The sequence below is a fragment of the Vibrio gallaecicus genome (assembly GCF_024347495.1).
Classification (GTDB): domain Bacteria; phylum Pseudomonadota; class Gammaproteobacteria; order Enterobacterales; family Vibrionaceae; genus Vibrio; species Vibrio gallaecicus.
This window is the reverse complement of sequence record NZ_AP025491.1, coordinates 1,331,339-1,348,499: the sequence shown is the minus strand read 5'-3', so window position 1 is coordinate 1,348,499 and position 17,161 is coordinate 1,331,339. Positions and strand designations below refer to the sequence as shown.

Below are 17,161 nucleotides of genomic sequence, written 5' to 3'. Positions count from 1 at the left end.
TTCTATTACAATAGCCATAAAGCGGAACGACTTGTTATTAGAAGGTTCACCATTTGTCAGATTTAAATTTAATGCGTTACTACCTGAGGCTGGAGAGTTTAGAAGCCGAAGTGAAGGTGAGTGTGACTCTGCCTGAAATTGCCGAGTTACTTTTTACAAGCTTAAGGCATGCTCGAACGTTATTAGGAAAAATGCATCAAGAAGAATGGATTATTTGGGAACCGAAACCTGGGCGAAACCAGCGTTCCAATTTAACGTTGCGATATTCAATGCTTGGCTTAAAACAGCATATTGCCGCGAAATTTATTGAAGAGGGAAAGTACGAGAAAGCACTTTCTATTCTTGATGGAGACCGCAGCGTGTTTGGTTCTCTATTGCAAGAAACATCTGGCGCGACCATGCGTGAAGGATTATTGCATGTCCAGCTCACTTACAAGCGTAAATTTGAAGATCTTTTTCCCCACCATATCCAGCGCAGTAGTGAACGCTTTCTATTAAGACAAGTATTCAGTTGCTTAGCCAGTTGCAATTCGGAAGGGAAGCTTGAGCCTGAATTGGCGCATCATTGGCAGTATGATTCTGAGCGTTATTTGTGGATCTTCTACCTTAGACCGGGCTTAACTTTTCATGATGGGCAAACTATAGAAGCCAAGCAGCTGGTTGCTCTTTTTAATGCACTAAAGGAATTGTCTTTTTATCAGGCTGAGCTTGAGCATGTTGAGTCGGTATACAGTGAGCAACCACTGCAACTATGCTTTAAGTTATCGAAAGCGGATAAAGGGTTTGCGGGTTTATTAGCGGGCGTGAAGTATTCCATTCAACCAGTGGAGCAAGTGACTCGCAAAGCCGTGAAAGCTGTACCTCAACATAAAGTTGCCTCCCAACATAAATCAGTCCATCAACATAAAACAGCGCCCCAACATATTATTGGTACCGGACCATTTAGGATCGTGGAGCGAAATCACGACAGGCTTAAACTGGCTGCGTTTGATCATTACTACGGCTGCCGTTCGCTTACGGATGAAGTCACCATTTGGCAATTTGAGGAATCAATGACAGGCTCTGCCCGTTTTGATGACAGCCAAATGCAGGTGTCTTCTGAGCAAAACTCAGCCTGTTTTCATCAATTAGGGAAGACGGATACAGATCTTGCTTCTTCTGAGAGTGATGAGCAATACAGTAGAGTTGAAGACGGGTGCTTGTTTATCTTATTTAACCAGACGACGGAAAAGGTACCTTTAACGCATGAGCAAAGAAAGTACCTCGCTCAAATTGTCAGCTCCGACGCTATTCAGTCTCAATTGGAAGCGAACAAGGGGACATTTAGCGTTGAATATGCCGATAATATTCTTCCTAAGTGGCAAAAAATACACCGATCTCCATCGAATGCTGTCGATATTCCTAAGCAACTGTCGATTGCTGTTTATGACTATTACGCGTTATATCGCTGTGCAATAAGTATTTCGGATATCTTGAAAAGATATGGAGTAGAAGTGGAAGTGAATACTTACAGTTATCGAGAATTAGCGCAGCGTTCACAAGCTAATGAGTTAACTGAAGACTTGGTGCTGTGTAATTTAAACTTAGACGATAATGCACCTTCGTCACTTTTTTCATGGCTCATGAATGACCCAGTGCTTCATTCGGCGTTAGGGCCATTAAACAGCGATTGGTTAAAGCGACAGTTGGACAATCATAAAGCATCAGTAGAGTTATCTGACTACTTAGAAAGGTTAGAGCCTATCGCTTCAACTCTGGTTTCGGATTACTGGTTGCTGCCCATGTTTCATCATCTGCAAACGGTTCGCTTTCAAGGCATCCTTAAAAATGTGGCGATTACCAATTGGGGATGGCCGGAATTTAAAGGGGTATGGTCAACAGACTAGTGATGCTTCGATTTGCTTTTGGATTAACGTTTCTTGAGTAACCCATTGCGCTGAAGCCCGCGTCTAACACTGTTGCACAGCTTGCCAAATCGGCGAAGCTCTTCAAAGTTAGGTGCTTCACCCCTTGCGATGCTGTGTTCCCAATACACCAATTCAGAGTCGACTAGTTCCAGCAGTTTTTTAGAACAGCCAATACAGCTTCCTTTAGGTCCGCAAATAAAAGTCTCGGACTCATAGAGAGGGAGCTCGGTCTTCACTTCTTCTATCAAGCTCAACATTGCAGTTTTTAGGCTGGGCTTACGGTCAGTAATGGTGTGAATGTTGGCTGCTTGATGCTCATTAGAGCTCGCAATAGTTACTGCTTGTAGCATGGTCATAACTCAATAGAAAACGAGCGGGCTATCCTAGTCTCGTTTACTGTTCGCAGTTTGATTTAGTGCAAGATAAGAGCAGAAATAGCCAAAAGGGGTAGGCTGTGTGGGAAAGAAGTTGAAATGACAGACATAGTCATTTCAACTATTAATGCTTAATGCTTAATGCTTAATGCTTAATGCTTAATGCTTAATGCTTAATGCTTAATGCTTAATGCTTAATCAGAAATCCTCTTCAACCTTAAAGACTAACCACTCTTTTGTTACGGGGTGTTCAACTTCAAGGGTTTCAGCATGTAAGTGCAAACGGTTAGATTTATGACCGTATAAATCGTCACCTCTAATTGGCATATGCAAACCTTCAGTATGTGAACAATGAACGCGTAGCTGATGAGTCCGGCCTGTTTTTGGGTATAAATAAACTTTGGTTGAGTCTTCATATCGTTCAACCACTTCCCATTTGGTTTCGGCTACTTTACCGTGCTCGTGACACACCATCTGTCTTGGTCTATCGTTAATGTCACCTCTAAGCGGCAAGTGGATAAAACCTTCATCATCACTCAATACGCCTTCTACCAAAGCCACATAGCGTTTTTTAACTTCTCTTGCCATGAACTGTTTTTGTAGGCTTTTGTTAGCGCGTTTGGTTAATGCAAAAATCAAGATTCCGGAGGTCGACATATCCAATCGGTGGATAACAAAGGGTCCTTCCACATCTGTAAATTGCTGCTCAATACGCAGAGCCGCTGAATCTTTAATTGTACGTCCTGGTACAGATAAAAACTCGGCAGGCTTGTTCACCACAACAATATGATCGTCTTGATAAATGATATCGAGATCTTTGCCTTCCGCAGGGTTTTCTAATAGTGGGTTGCTGTCCATCTCAATGCCTTGCAGCATGTGTCCGAGTATTGGCTCACATTTGCTTTGGCAAGATGCATAATATTTTTTATGTTTACGGACTTCAGATTTAGGTGAGGCTCCCCACCAAAATTCTGCCATCGCAATTGGGGTGAAATTGTGTGAAAAAGCATACTGCAACAGCTTAGGGGCGGCGCATTCGCCAGAGCCTGCTGGTGGAACTTGATTAGGCGTATTCACAAATATCTCATTCAGATCTTTAATGTCACCGTGGGTGTTCAAAAAAGCGTATTGCTGGAAGAGCTTATGTTGTAAGACATTCGACAAACGAGCACGTTCTTCTTTGAATTGTGCTATTTCATCAGTGAAAATACTTAACTTATCACTTAATGCTTTCAGCCTATTATCCCAATCTAGTTTGAGATACTTAAGTTTGTTTTTGTCTGCAACACTTTGTTTTCCCAGCTTATCAGTAAGCTCAAGTAACGCGTCTTTATCTAGTTTAGCTTCGCCTTCTGCACGCTGTGCTTTGCGCTCTTTTCTGCCTTCAATAATGGACTGGCGCTGTGCTTCTAATTCAATCTCAGATTGCGTAACGTTTTGAGCCAATTGATCTTTTAATGCGAGATATTCAGGGGCTATCAGCAGGGCTTTATATTGGTCGCTGACTTTTGTTACACCCGCTAATTGACCTCGATAAAAACTGCCTTCAGCTAGCATATCAAAGACTGGTGGCACAAAGCCTGGAAGTAAATTTTGGTCAGCAATTTTACCTGAGAAAGCCGAAAGAAACCCGAATTCACCTTGCTCATTTTTCACAATCAAGACGCCAAACATTTTGCCACGCTCTTTAGTGGCTTTCGTTTCATGTTTAGCTGACGTTTCTTGTTTAGCAGAAGCTGTGCGTTCTTCTAGGCCAAAGTCATGAACCCACTCTGTTTGCTCAAGCAAATGATCTTGCAGCTGTTGGGCGGCGAGCTCACATAAAGGGTGCGGCTCGTAGTAAAAAGGGAAGGTGAATTTTTCAGGGAGCGAATATGCCTCGATAGATTGATTAAAGCGGGTAAACAGCGTGTTTGATGAAGGCATATGGGTACGTCAACTCGTGAAAAGGTAAATCATGCTAGCAAGTCGCGCTAGGGTATTATTGGGCGTTGATTCTACTGGTTTGAGGGCTATTCATCAAAAATTTCATCTAAGGTGAACTCTCCTTGAAATTACTCAGCATCATTGCTTATAATCTCGCCATCATATCTTTCGGAGCTAACGCCATAATGAAGTACTAACGTCCTGACAGTCATTTTTAAATCAAATTTTAGACTCTCGGGGTTAGTGGGCGTTGCTTTTCGTCATACCTATCTTGTATATCGCTGTAGATTTTCTCATTCGAGTTGGCTTACTCATAAGCTAATTTATTAGTATGAGTGAATTCAGCATTCGGCTTTTAGCCAGTTCTTCAGCTAGTAATTGAAAGCTATATGTAAAAAGCTAAGCAATTGCAGCTAAGAACTAACAGTAAGAGCTTTTCAGCAGCAAGACTAGATCTGCACACAAATATCCGACGCTCTGCCTTTTATATTCGAACTATTCGAATGAAGGAATAACCCCTTTTGCATTTTTTTCGTAAAAGGAGGTATTCACATGCCTGCATTAATTTCACATCAATTGTCTTTTCAACTTTCTACGGGTGAATGGTTGTTTAAAGACATTAATTTCAATTTAGAGCCAGGGCTCACGGGTTTAGTTGGGCGTAATGGCTCTGGGAAATCTGTATTGGTATCACTTTTAAATGGTAACCAAGTGGCGACAGAAGGTTACGTTCAACGCCAAGGAAAGATTGGGTTCTATTCGCAACTTCCCTCTGAACTTTTATCAAGTGATACCACCATCTCGGACTATTTAGGGCTAACTGAAATCCGTTTGGCTTTGCGAGCAATAGAAAAAGGGCACTGTGATGATCAATTTTTCGATCTGATTGGTGAAGATTGGGATATTGAATCTCGAACTCAGTCCATACTTGCAGGCTTAAGAGTGCCTTGTGATTTAGACACTCAGTGCTCAACGCTAAGTGGTGGTCAGTTAGCTTTGCTGCAATTGTATAAATTGTTTGAGTCTGACACCGATATTTTATTGTTGGATGAACCTTCTAACCATTTGGATTCGGTAGGTAAAGCTTGGCTAGCTCAGCGTTTACAGACCTTCTCTCAAGAGAGTTCAAATTCAGGGTCACATCGAAGCGTGCTTTTGGTTAGCCATGATAGAAGCTTACTTAGACAAGTTGGCGGCATTTACCAACTCACTAAGCTAGGTTTGCGATACTTTAAAGGAAATTACGATCACTTCGTGGAGCAAATGACTCAGCAAAGTATTGCGCTTAATCGCCAGATTGATCACTTAAAAACGGAAAAGAAAAAGATAGAACGCCAAGCGCAGATTAACCGAGAAAAAGCGGAGCAGCGTGAAGCGCATGGTAATCGCATCCGAAAATCTGGTAGTCAGCCGAAGATTTTAATGGATGCCATGAAAGGGAAAGCCGAGAAAACCCGTTCGGCTTTGCTAACGAACCAGCACAACCAGATGGGACGTAACCAAGAAAAGCTGCAATCACTGATGAAACAGAAAGAGATCCTTAAACCTCAAGCCATGTACCTCCAATCATCAAGTGAAGTAAAGAAGCGAACCTTAGTTAACCTTGAAGAATGTCGATTAGATTTTGGTTCGGGTATCCCTATATCTATGGCTATTTCACAATCAGATCGCTGTTATCTTCAAGGGAGTAATGGGTGTGGGAAATCTACATTGCTGAAAGCAATTCAAGGTCTGCACAACCGCTACAAAGGTGATCTTAAAGTCATGACTAAAACCATGTATTTAGATCAACACTTTGGCTTGTTTGAAAATGAAGATTCGATGCTTGATAGCATTATGCACACTTGCCGAGGGTTGATTGAAAGTGAAGCTCGAACGTTATTGGCAGGTATCGGCTTTCGCAGAGACAGTGTTCATCGAGAAGTTAAGCACTTGAGTGGTGGTGAGAAAATGAAACTGTCTATGTTGATGGTGAGCCACATTGAAGATGCGCCACTTTTACTGCTTGATGAGCCTGATAACCATCTGGATATAGAGTCTAAGCAAATCCTTGCTGAAGCGTTGAACCAATACAAAGGCAGTTTTATTTTGGTGAGTCATGATGAGGACTTTGTTGAAGAGGTTGGGGTGAATAAACGAATATCTTTAAGCTAACAAGCTAACAGCAGAAACATCACTCTGAAATAACAAAACCTGCCTGCGGTTTCAGTTGGAAACCATTTCAGGCAGGTTTTCTAGTTTCGAATTCAGTTCTGGCACCTCGTGTTGAGGCTACAGGAACTGAACCTTGGTTGAGCTTATCGCTCACCTTGTACTTCGAAATCATCAAAAACTAGGCGTGCTTTGCCATCATCTTGGATTTTCCAATGTTCACGGTGAACCACACCAAATGCTTTATTCATCGTCCAGTTTGCAGTCAAAATGAAGCCATCGTCTTCAATTGGCTCCCATTTTACTTCAGTGTAATCTACGTCAGCAAAGCCTTGGTCGATAATGTTTTGCCAGAATGCTTGAATCTCTTCACGGCCATTAAATGTACCAAATGGGCGCGCTTCCATTACTGTTCCTTCTGCATATTGTGCAGCACAGCCAGCAGCGTCTTGAGAGTTGAATGCTTGTTGCCATGCTGAAATAGCGGCTTTACATGCGTCTAATACTTGTTCGTTTGTCATTTTGTTTCTCCTAAACCGTGTATGTCGCTTACTTTACCGTTATGATTGGCTTGGAAAAACAAAGTAAAAATAAAAGACTGTTTGGAAAAATAGAACAATGAAAAAACTAAGACAGATGATGGTGTTCATGAAAGTGGTGGAGTCTGGTTCGATCACGAAAGCGGCAGAAAAGTTGGAACTGTCAAAGTCGGTAGTCAGCCAGCACATTAAGCAGCTTGAGTCTGACTTAGACGTCACCTTGCTAAAACGCACCACACGCAAACAGAGCCTCACCTCCGAAGGGGAACGGTTTTATGAACACTGCTGCGCTATTCACCAAGTCGCGGAACAAGCTTGGGATGAAGTGAAACAGCAGCAAATTGAACCAAGAGGCAAGCTGAAGATCACTGCTTCTCATGCATTGATGGACTCGATTGTTGTGCCTGCACTATCTAATGTATTTAAAGGCTACCCGAACCTTAGCCTTGAATTCATTGGGCATGATACTCAGTTGGACTTAATGCAAGAGGATATCGACCTTGCGATTAGAATTGGTGAATCACCAGTAAGCAACTTAAAACAAAGACGCATTGGAAGTTTTGTTGATGTGCTGTGCTGCAGCAAAAATGAGAAAGAAGCATTATTAAGCAGAGAGCTGCTTCCTTATGTGGCAAATAATTGGCAACCTAAAAATATTGAGCACAAGTTATTTAACAAACATACCAAAGAATCTTTGGTGTGGAAGCCCAATATGGTGCATAGATCAAATACCGTTTATGGTTGTATATCCATGCTAAAACAAGGGCTTGGTGTGGGTATTCTTCCTGACTTTATCTTTAATGAATACGCTGATTCTTTCATTGAGTGGTTACCTGAATACCAATTAGAGCCCACTCCGGTATATGTTTTGCATCCATATTCAGGGGCAATTCCTAGCAGCGTAAAAATGGCGATAGAGGCAATTACACGTTATTTAAATGACGTTAAGTAATAAGCTTTGTGGTAATGCTTGTACGAAGTTATGCACGCTAGTTTGAACTTTTTCGTTCATTGAATTGTCGTAGGATTGAAATGATTTTGTCATTTAGGCTCGTTAATCTTCTAAGTATACAAACAAGTATGCAAAGACGAATATTGATAACTAGATCATATCGTCATGTATATGGTACTCATCACTCTTTATATTTTGTGATGTGAATCATTGCTTTCAAGGTGAAACACGGCTAGATTCGATTAGTCGGCAAACAAAAGCTCATGAAGAGCTGCTGATAAATGAAAAGGAAATGAAAATGAAAAAAATGAGAAGAGCACAATTACATCGCGTTCGCATCCAATACTGGAAAGACACAGCGAAAGAAGTAGCAAAGAAATAAGCCAAACAACACGCTATCAAAAGCTAAGTTTGGTCAAAACGTAAAGTAATGGATTCATTATCGAAATTTGAAGTATTACGTTACACACCATCGAGCTGACATCGCATAATCCTTTGCATCTTATGTCAGCTCTTTAAAACCCTCCCTTTTGTACTCCTTACAGACTTTAATCACTTATACTTTTTACCTCACATATAAAAAACTCCCGATTTCTCAGGAGCTTTGATTTTCTTGCTAGAAGCTAGAAGCTAGAAGCTAGAAGCTAGAAGCTAGAATTAGTTAGTCGTTGTTAACGATTGAATAAGCTTTTTAAGCTCACATCATCTGTTTGATATAGCTTACGGCTTGCAATAAAACCCACTACACCCAAAGCGATATATATCACCAGTGACAAAATATGAACGTTGGCAAAAACGTTAAGCAGATTGCTGGCAAGAAGAAGGTTAAGGGGCAGAGACAGTATTTCAGAGAAAAACTCACTAATGCCATAAAAGCCGAATAAGCCAATAGTCAGCCACTTAATGGCATAGCCTGATACTAAGATGACTAAAATAGGCGAGCTGACTAGCTGAGATATTGCCAGCGTTATTGCTGCGAGAGGAAGCAAAGCTATACCAACCACAAGCATACGCGCAAAAAAGACTATCCAATTGGTTAATACATAAAACAATGATTCTTGGTGAACTAAGAGTGCTAGCTGTTTGTCATTGGTCATGTTCAGTGCCCATAGCAGTAGGTCGGCACTCAGAACTAAAAGCGCGCATATAGCAGGAATAGCGACTAAACCAAAACCAAGCTTCACTAAGTGAGTGGTGGTGTTAGACACCGGCATACTACGCCAAAACATAGAACTGCCTTCTTGGCGCTCTTTACGTAATGTTTTAGGAATGTATAAAGTGGTTAGTAGAAGGGCAATAACTCCTGCTCCAAAGGTGATCACCATATTAAGATCACGAGCAAAGTCCATATGAATATCGCTCACATCACCGGTGACGTTCATCTCAAAAAAGAAGCTGTGTTGGGCTGTATTGCTCGTGATTAAACTGACGAAAAGCAACACGCCGCATAGCACAACAAACAAAGGTAAGCGCGTAACGATTTTGTGCTCGATAAGTTCTTTTTCAAGCATATGTAGAGTTGGATGCATTATGCTTTCCCCGTTTGAGTGGCAAGAAACAAATCAGCAAGTTTGACTTGATAGCATTGACCAAGGTTTTCAACTTGAGTTCTATATTGACCTTTCAGTAACCATTTTGTTGTGCCTAGCCCTTGTTGGCTTGAAAGCGGATTAAGTGCTTCTATGTCATTTGAATGGGAAGTGGCGGCATCAAGAATAAAGTAATCTTGATCTATGGTTTCCATACTTTGCTGCAATATACATTCACCTTGTTTAAGGATGAGAACATCTGTCAGTAAATGTTCAATCTCAGAGACTTCATGGCTGGCAATGATTAAAGTGCGTTCGCCGTCATGGAACCATTCCAACAAGTGTCGGTAGAAAGTGTCGCGATAAATGAGGTCAAGCCCGAGCGTTGGCTCATCCAAAATTAACACTTTAGTGTCTGTCGCGATAATGATGGCAAGATGTAGCTGAACTTTCATTCCTTTAGAAAGTTGCTTGATCTTAGAGGACAATTTTATGTTGGTGCTTTCTAATGTTTTGAGTGCTTTTTCTTTATTAAAGCTTGGGTGAACGCCGGCTGTGTATTTGATGATTTGCTTAACCGTCATCCACTCAGGTAAAACGTTCACATCTGAAATGTAAGACAGGTGCTTCATCATTTCTGTATGCTGTTTAATAGGGTGGCAGCCATTGACTGAGATGTCACCGCTATAATGGTGACCACCTAGTAGTGCTTTAATAAGTGTCGATTTCCCCGCGCCATTATGCCCAAGTAAACCAAGTACTTGGCCTGCTTTTAATTCGAAGCTAATGTCTTTCACACCTACATGATTTGAATAGGTTTTAGTCACTTTTTCTACAGATAATAAAGCCGTCATTATTTGTCCTTCATGCACAGAGTCAGTTGCTGAACGAAGTCATCAATACTCATATCAATATTTTGTAAGGTGGTGGCGATTTCAGGAATACGTTCATTGAGGAAGGCTTCTCTCGAAACTTGTTTCAATTGCTCTACCGCTCCTTTCGCAACAAACATACCTTGCCCACGCCTTTTTTCTACCAAGCCATCATCTACTAGAAGCTGATAGCTTTTCATCACAGTTAAGTGGTTGATCTTGAGATCAGCCGCGACTGAACGAATGGAAGGCAAAGCCTGTTCTTCTTGCCATATCCCTTGCTGGATCTGAGCGATGATTTGATCGGCAAGCTGTCTGAATATGGGTTGATTATCGTTCCATTGAGTCATGATTATTAACTTATGGTGTTATACATGACTATAACGGTATGCTTTATACAGAATATTTCAAGTGTTTTATGACTTAAAAGTAGGAATGCTTACAGAAAGGATCAGAAGCCAGTGAGAATAATGTTTAGCATGCATCAAGCAGGGTCACGACTTGGGGCTGTTTTTCTGGCTGATAAAGGACTTGGCAAAAATCGCCCTGTGGCTCGTATGTATAAGGAGTACCACTGAAGGAAATAGAGGCGACACGGTGCCCATCAATGGTTTTGTTTCGGACGTACAAGGTTTCTTTATTGTCGATGTTCATTAGGCGAACAACCGAATCAATGTAGGCAATAGGGTAGCCATGGCAGACAAAAAAACCTTCGACTTCCGTTTTTTTACCCTCCTCAACATTGCATTCATTTTCAACAGCTTCGATAACAGACCTTGCGTAAATCATATCGATGCCTGTACGCAGGTTGCCGGCAATCCCGCGTATTTTACTGATACGTGCATCACTTTGAAGGTTTCTGATTTTTACCGTAGCTACGGCGGAGACTATTGCCAAAATAATAAGGCAAGCAATAAGTTCGATGAGGGTAAACCCGCGTTGATGTCTGAATTTACTAGGTTGTTTTAATCGCATGTTAATCGCCGGCGAGTTTATGCTAAGTGATCATCAAAATAAGCAGGCATCAAAACTAAGTTCGTGGACGCCCATAGTTCAATTTTTTGAAAAGTGATGCGGGAGGAAGAATAAAACAAAGGCGAGACATTCAGTAGGTATGAATGCCTCGTGAGATGATGAAGGTTAAGTGTTTGTAACTTATTATTTATATTTATCAATGATTTGAAACTAATACTTAAAGAACTTAGCTTTGTAAGGCTGTGTAAGCTCTTTAAAATAAGCATTCCACTTATGAAAAATGGTATGAGAAATAGTCAATTTTCCGATACTGAACGTTGTTTGTAATTCTCATACCAGTCCCTCAATGTGTAAGTCACGATGGTAATGTCAGTAATTGCAAAGGGGGATAAAACTTGCGTTGAGGTGTGCTGTTTCTGGGTTGAGTGCATAGATGCCAGCGTACATAGTGACGCCCCCCAATAAGCAGGAATGGCTTTAGAAAACGGTTAAAAAACACAGAACTCATCTCAAAAAAATAGAATTACTGTAGTGATAGAATATTGATTTCAACACGTCGGTTACATGCACGACCTTGCTGAGTATTGTTATCACAAATCGGGTATCTCTCCCCAAACCCTTGAGTGGCTACTCGCCCTGAAGCCACTTTTTGATTTACTAAGTATTCGCCAACAGAACGCGCACGCTGCTCGGATAGTTTTTGATTTGTTGCATCACTACCTGAACTGTCTGTATGTCCTTTGATATCTAACTGAGTTTCAGGGTATTCCCCAAGAATCAGTGCCACACTATTTAAAGTTGAATAGATGTCTGAAGATAGGTAATAGGAGCCTGAGTCAAACCCGATCCCATTTTCCATTATGAGTTGAAGTTCATTTTCACTCACCCGTTTCACTTGAACGCCTGAGTGAACTAACTGATTTCTCAGTGCTTCTTCTTGCTTGTCCATGTAATAACCTGCGCTACCGCCAATAAGACCACCAGCAGCAGCACCTCGGAGCGCTCGTTTCTTACGTTCACTAGAGCTATCGCCAGTTGCTGCTCCAATGGCAGCTCCAGCTAACACACCTACCATTACGCCTTTAGTCGCAGAATTGGTTTCCATTTCACCTGTGGTTGCGTTTTGTCTTTGTGTTGTTTGGCAACCCGTAAGTAGGCTTGTTAAACAAACGGCTAGAATCAATTTTTTCATTAATTATCGTCTTAGAGTAGGGGCGATGACAAAACCTTGTAAAGGAGTCATAAATAAAGCCAGAAAAATCTATATTGAGAATATTAATAGGAATAACAGCACCCTACATCAGTATAAATACGGTATTTTTTAGCAATCAATGACCTTCGTAGACAGTTCATTAAGTTTTTGCTGAAGGGATTTTTTTACTACTTCACTTGCGTATTGATAAAGTGGGTGAGAGTGGTTTCGCTCAAGGTAATATACGGCGTGGCTGATTTGTTTAGGCAGTAATTCATTTAACCATTCTGGTCGGAAACATTGTAGCGACTCGCTACACATAGATGCGGCAAGTGTTTCAGTTATCGCCAAAATATCCGAATGTTCAGCAAGAATACTTAAGACAGACATACTTGCTGAACGATATTTAAAGTTGAATAATTTGGGGTGCTGTTTTTCTAGGATCGCATTAAAATCGGTGAGCCCAGGTACGAGAATGCCGCCCGTAGGGTAAGAGCCGAACTGTTCTTTTTTGAGGTTAGATAGGCTCCAAGGATGATCTTTTCTCGCTATGATGACCGGCTCACTTCTGGTTAGCGGGACTGAGCGGATTGATTTTGGCGCTTCAATTGGATAAAAGTTAAGGCCAATGTGAACTTCTCCATTTTGCATTGCCTCAAATGTTTTGTCGCTCCAAGTCGTGATATTGAGTTTTGCATTAGGGAACAAATCAAAGACTACCGAGCTGGTGAGTTCCGTTGCAATAGCTTCAAGAAATACACTTGATACTGCGATTGTCAGCTCTCCGTCGAATTGATGAGGGTCTGAGAATAGGTGTGATGAAAGGCGGTTATCTAAAATTTCAATATGCTCATTGAGATCGGTTCCTATTTCATCTGCCCTGTGAGTTGAAATTAATTCATTCCCCGACATATAGAATAGCCTGTCGTTTGTGAACTCCCGTAATTTAGCCAATGTCTGACTTACCGCTGATTGAGTTATTCCAAGAGCTTGAGCTGCTTTTTTAGTGCTTCTATAAATATAAATGGCATTAAAAATTCGAAGGTAATTTAAATTTAACTGTTCGTTATATTTTCTGTACATGTAAATACCAACTAAAGGAAATTAGTGAAACTGAGAATGCTAGGTTTGGTGAATTAGCATTGCTAATAATTCAAATAAGTAGTGTCTAAAACTGAGTTTATTTAAAGTTCTTCTCATCGGTTTTTAGAACATCTCTTAAGGTTTCCAATGAATAGACTTAATATCATTACAGCGGCAGTGATTATGGCATCAACGGTTGTTTCGTCAGCTTCATTTGCCAGTGACAACGAGCAGCAGTATCACGATGCAGATCCAAGGAATAGCTCAGCAAGAGCCGCTGTTTTCTCAGATGAACAAGGTGAACTCAAGCTTCTAGCTGGTGGCGGTGCTGGTGGATTAACCAGTGATATTTCACAAACTGTAGGGTTTGCTGAATATTACACACAGTCACACAATGCAAGGCTTCGAGCTGCTCATTTCGACCGGTTTGGTGGTGTTTATGTTGATGTTTATCATTTAGATGAAGCAGCTGGTATGTACACAACCGGTTACATGCTTCCTCTTTCCAGCGATGATGGTACTTTATTTTTTCCGTCATTGAATTACACCTATGTAGACTTTAAAACTGATGACATTGCCAACTTAGCTAACGGTATGCCTGGCTCTCCAATTCCTTCAATTACGTCGAATCAAGTTACTCAGGCTTTAGGGGGTAAAGATGCACACTTAGGATCAGTTAATCTGTATGCATTGCACCCATGGAACGACACACATTTTTCAGTGTTTAATGTAAACCTTGGCTCTTCGTATGGTGGTGTCGACATGAACGTTGCAAACCTGATGTGGCTTCAAGGAATTAAAACCAAAGTGGCAGACAAAGACATAAATATTATGTTTGAGTTCAAATACGACGTCATTGAAATCAAAAACACGACAGCGGGCGACATTAATTCTGAAGAAGTGACCGCATCTGTAGGTATTGATTACCGCTTCTAGCTTTTAACTTCTAGCCCCCAATGGTCTTCATTGCACGGATGCGATAAAACCTAAAGCAAAGTGATACAAATATGCTTATACGGGGGCTGCACTTAAAAAAGATATATTTATTAATAGGTGGCGTTGATTCCAATAAAGTGAATGCTGCCTTCGAAGTTTCCGTATATTTGTGTATAGGCTTTTTCTGTGCGATCGATTTCCATCGTGCCGAAATCAGCATATTCATAGAAAATATCGATACGAGTGGTGCCCCAATGAGTACTTGCACCCATCGAGTAACGGTACTGTTCACCCACTGGTAAATCGACCCACTGTTTGGTTGGATCGTCTTGAGGTGATGTTTCGTAAGAGAAACCAGCTTTTAGAGCCCAGTCGGAGTTAACTTGATAATCGGCACCTACTGAAAACTTCCAAACGTCATCCCAATCTCGGTCGATTGACTGAGGTAGATTAGGTTGTGAGTTGAGTGTGTCGTTGTAAACCGGAGTGTCTGAAAATTCACTCCACTGGTGGAATTGTACAGATGAGAGCAACGTGAGATCAGTATTAAGATCATAGCTAACACTTAAATCAATAATGGCTGGAACCACAAGCTCAGTGCCAACCACAGCGCTACTGCCATTGGATAGATCGGCTGAAATATCATCAAAATCGTGTGCCAACTTCGAACGGTAGCTTAGACCAAGTGACCATTTTTGAGCTTTATACATTGCGCCGAAGTTATAGCCAAATGCCCAATCTGTCCCCATGTCTGATTGGAAACCTGTCGTACTTACTTCGATCATGCCATAGTTGACTTGCACGCCAGCAGCAACAGACCAGTTATCATCTAACTGGTAGCTGATATTTGGGTTGAGTTGTAACGCCGACATAAAAGCTTTGTCTAGGTGATTTGCGCCATCCCAGTTGTCACCATATTCAATAGATGACCCACCAACCGCACCAAAATTAACACCTACATGTGTTTTTTCGCTGACTTGCTGAACATGAAATATACCGATAGATGGCATCAGGGTATTGGCACTCGCATTTCCATCTGGCGTATTAATAACGCTCGTATCGGCTTGATAGTCGGTATAATCCATCTGCAGATAAAGTGCCATGATATTAACCGTCGTCTTGCTCTCACCCATGTGGCTCATTGTTGCAGGGTTTGTCCAACTAGCCGTTGCAGTTCCGGTGTATACCCCGTCTCCAGCTCCTGCAGTTCCTGCATTAGCAGTGACAGCTTCTTGCAACAGTAGTCCACTTGCATTAGCAAATGATGAGCAGATGAGCAGCGGTAAAATTAGTTTTTTCATATTTGTATCACTTAGGTTTGAATTAAGCCCAACACGCTCCTTTGGGAGCGTGAATAGTAGGAAATTTTATTGGATAAAAGTGCCGCTATAGGTGAGTACTAAGCAGGCATAGAAATACGATGAAGAGTACTGCCTGACTTTTTCTTCTGTGGGATACATCAATAAAGTCGCATAGTTTGTGAAAAGTGTTCATGGCATACCTACATGCTATATAAGAAGTAAATCTGAGCTTTCATTCGGATGATGATGCCGCGAATAACATTCAAGAAATTAAGGAAAGGAATTGGCTTTTCTGCATTGACCCAAGCAAGACCGACCGCTCCAACAGGAATGTCGTAGCCTTCTGGTTCTGATATACGCAGTCGAACAAAATGGTGTTTGTTCATTACATTCTTACCCGTTGTCGCTCGTACATTAGTTTCTCTTGCGAGTAATGAACCTTGTGACTCACCGGTTGCTTCGACAATACCTTCTACTTCAGCATTGAAGATCTTGCCCGGGTAAATAGCAGTCGCGAATTCAGCTTCCTGTCCCACTTTGATGTTTCGAAATGCTTGATGGTTAATTCGCATCAATACGAATTTTTCATTGCTGTACATTTTCAAGCGAGGCATTGCCCCAACAAACTGACCTTCACGAGCCATAAAGTTGGTGACATATCCATCGGTTGGTGCATAAATCTTGGTTTGTGACAGGTCCCACTTAGCTTGAGCTAAAGAAGCTTGTTTATTTTGGTAATCCGCTTCTTTGCTGATCACTGTCAGTTTAGATTTTTCCATTAGGTTTTTATTTTTTTCGGCCGTGATTAAAGCTTTGTCATACTGCGACTCTAAGATAAAAACTTGGCTGTGAGCGACTTCTACAATGGTTCTTTGTTGATCAAGATTACTCTCAGTAACCGTATTTTTGACCTTAGTGTTTTGGTCTACATAGCGCTTTAAAGTACGTACCTTTAATGTGAGGTCTTGATTAGCAGCGGATATTTGGTTCTTGATGATTTTTATATCTTCAAGAGATGAGCGGAAATTTGTATTAGCGATATTGGTGTCTTGCACAGCCAGTTGATAAGCAGTTTGTGCGATAGATACTTGAGATTCAGCTTTCTCAACCGCAATTTCATATGAGTCATTAACAATGTCATAGATCAGCTCACCGCTTTTGATCTCTTGGTTAGGGGATATATACAGATGTTCAATATTCCCTGTAACGCGAGTAGACCCCGGGCGTAATTGAATATGAGGTGATTGAACAACGGAGCCACCGGACAGATCCATCGGTGCCCATGTAATTAAGCCAACCCAAACAAAAAGCAGCCAAATGCTTCCGCCGCCATAAGCGAACGTTTTAAAAGGAGTTCCCCAAGGCACACCAATCAATCTAAGTAGATATATAAATAAAGCCCAAATAGCCAAACCTTCTAACAT

At 41.3% G+C, this 17,161-nt stretch carries 15 protein-coding genes; 4 read left to right on the top strand and 11 right to left on the bottom strand.

Annotated features, from left to right (window positions below; genetic code table 11):
• Positions 1–53 precede the first annotated feature (53 nt).
• Positions 54–1,886, top strand: coding sequence for an SgrR family transcriptional regulator (locus OCU78_RS20890; RefSeq protein WP_137373647.1), 1,833 nt, complete (start codon positions 54–56; stop codon positions 1,884–1,886).
• A 23-nt stretch (positions 1,887–1,909) separates the two neighbouring features.
• Here the strand turns inward: OCU78_RS20890 and OCU78_RS20885 are convergent, their stop codons facing one another.
• Together OCU78_RS20885 and OCU78_RS20880 are read right to left on the bottom strand one after the other, a co-directional pair.
• Positions 1,910–2,257 (bottom strand): hypothetical protein, encoded by a 348-nt coding sequence (locus OCU78_RS20885; RefSeq protein ID WP_240701740.1) that lies wholly within the window; start codon positions 2,255–2,257, stop codon positions 1,910–1,912.
• A 222-nt stretch (positions 2,258–2,479) separates the two neighbouring features.
• Positions 2,480–4,207, bottom strand: coding sequence for an RluA family pseudouridine synthase (locus OCU78_RS20880; protein WP_137373649.1), 1,728 nt, complete (start codon positions 4,205–4,207; stop codon positions 2,480–2,482).
• Positions 4,208–4,759: 552 nt separating this feature from the next.
• Between OCU78_RS20880 and OCU78_RS20875 the strand changes: the two genes are divergently transcribed.
• Entirely contained in the window at positions 4,760–6,361 is a 1,602-nt protein-coding gene (locus OCU78_RS20875; protein WP_137373650.1) for an ATP-binding cassette domain-containing protein, read from the top strand.
• A gap of 143 nt (positions 6,362–6,504) precedes the next feature.
• On the opposite strand, the gene OCU78_RS20870 is transcribed toward OCU78_RS20875, so the two are convergent.
• Complete coding sequence (locus tag OCU78_RS20870) at positions 6,505–6,879, bottom strand: YybH family protein (protein WP_137373651.1); 375 nt, start codon at positions 6,877–6,879, stop codon at positions 6,505–6,507.
• A 97-nt stretch (positions 6,880–6,976) separates the two neighbouring features.
• Here OCU78_RS20870 and OCU78_RS20865 point away from each other — a divergent pair, with 97 nt between their 5' ends.
• Positions 6,977–7,849: a LysR family transcriptional regulator gene (locus tag OCU78_RS20865; protein ID WP_137373652.1), complete on the top strand. Its 873-nt coding sequence runs from the start codon at positions 6,977–6,979 to the stop codon at positions 7,847–7,849.
• Positions 7,850–8,520: 671 nt separating this feature from the next.
• Here OCU78_RS20865 and OCU78_RS20860 read toward each other — a convergent pair.
• The 6 genes from OCU78_RS20860 to OCU78_RS20835 all read right to left on the bottom strand — a co-directional run bounded on the left by OCU78_RS20860 (position 8,521) and on the right by OCU78_RS20835 (position 13,500).
• Positions 8,521–9,378 carry a hypothetical protein gene (locus OCU78_RS20860; protein ID WP_137373653.1) on the bottom strand — a complete coding sequence of 286 codons (858 nt, stop codon included), beginning with the start codon at positions 9,376–9,378 and terminating at the stop codon, positions 8,521–8,523.
• Positions 9,378–10,232 carry an ABC transporter ATP-binding protein gene (locus tag OCU78_RS20855; protein WP_137373654.1) on the bottom strand — a complete coding sequence of 285 codons (855 nt, stop codon included), beginning with the start codon at positions 10,230–10,232 and terminating at the stop codon, positions 9,378–9,380. The genes OCU78_RS20860 and OCU78_RS20855 overlap by 1 nt, the downstream gene beginning before the upstream one ends.
• A complete protein-coding gene (locus tag OCU78_RS20850) occupies positions 10,232–10,600 on the bottom strand; it encodes a GntR family transcriptional regulator (RefSeq protein ID WP_137373655.1) in 369 nt (122 codons plus the stop codon). Before OCU78_RS20850 ends, OCU78_RS20855 begins: the two co-directional genes overlap by 1 nt.
• A gap of 124 nt (positions 10,601–10,724) precedes the next feature.
• Complete coding sequence (locus tag OCU78_RS20845; RefSeq protein WP_137373656.1) at positions 10,725–11,225, bottom strand: prepilin-type N-terminal cleavage/methylation domain-containing protein; 501 nt, start codon at positions 11,223–11,225, stop codon at positions 10,725–10,727.
• A 523-nt stretch (positions 11,226–11,748) separates the two neighbouring features.
• Complete coding sequence (locus tag OCU78_RS20840; RefSeq protein WP_137373657.1) at positions 11,749–12,417, bottom strand: OmpA family protein; 669 nt, start codon at positions 12,415–12,417, stop codon at positions 11,749–11,751.
• A 129-nt stretch (positions 12,418–12,546) separates the two neighbouring features.
• A complete protein-coding gene (locus OCU78_RS20835) occupies positions 12,547–13,500 on the bottom strand; it encodes a LysR family transcriptional regulator (RefSeq protein WP_137373658.1) in 954 nt (317 codons plus the stop codon).
• Positions 13,501–13,647: 147 nt separating this feature from the next.
• On the opposite strand from OCU78_RS20835, the gene OCU78_RS20830 reads away from it, so the two are divergent.
• Entirely contained in the window at positions 13,648–14,436 is a 789-nt protein-coding gene (locus tag OCU78_RS20830; RefSeq protein WP_137373659.1) for a hypothetical protein, read from the top strand.
• A gap of 110 nt (positions 14,437–14,546) precedes the next feature.
• Here the strand turns inward: OCU78_RS20830 and OCU78_RS20825 are convergent, their stop codons facing one another.
• Positions 14,547–15,737: an OmpP1/FadL family transporter gene (locus OCU78_RS20825; protein WP_137373660.1), complete on the bottom strand. Its 1,191-nt coding sequence runs from the start codon at positions 15,735–15,737 to the stop codon at positions 14,547–14,549.
• 200 nt (positions 15,738–15,937) lie between these two features.
• Positions 15,938–17,161: an HlyD family secretion protein gene (locus OCU78_RS20820; RefSeq protein WP_137373661.1), complete on the bottom strand. Its 1,224-nt coding sequence runs from the start codon at positions 17,159–17,161 to the stop codon at positions 15,938–15,940.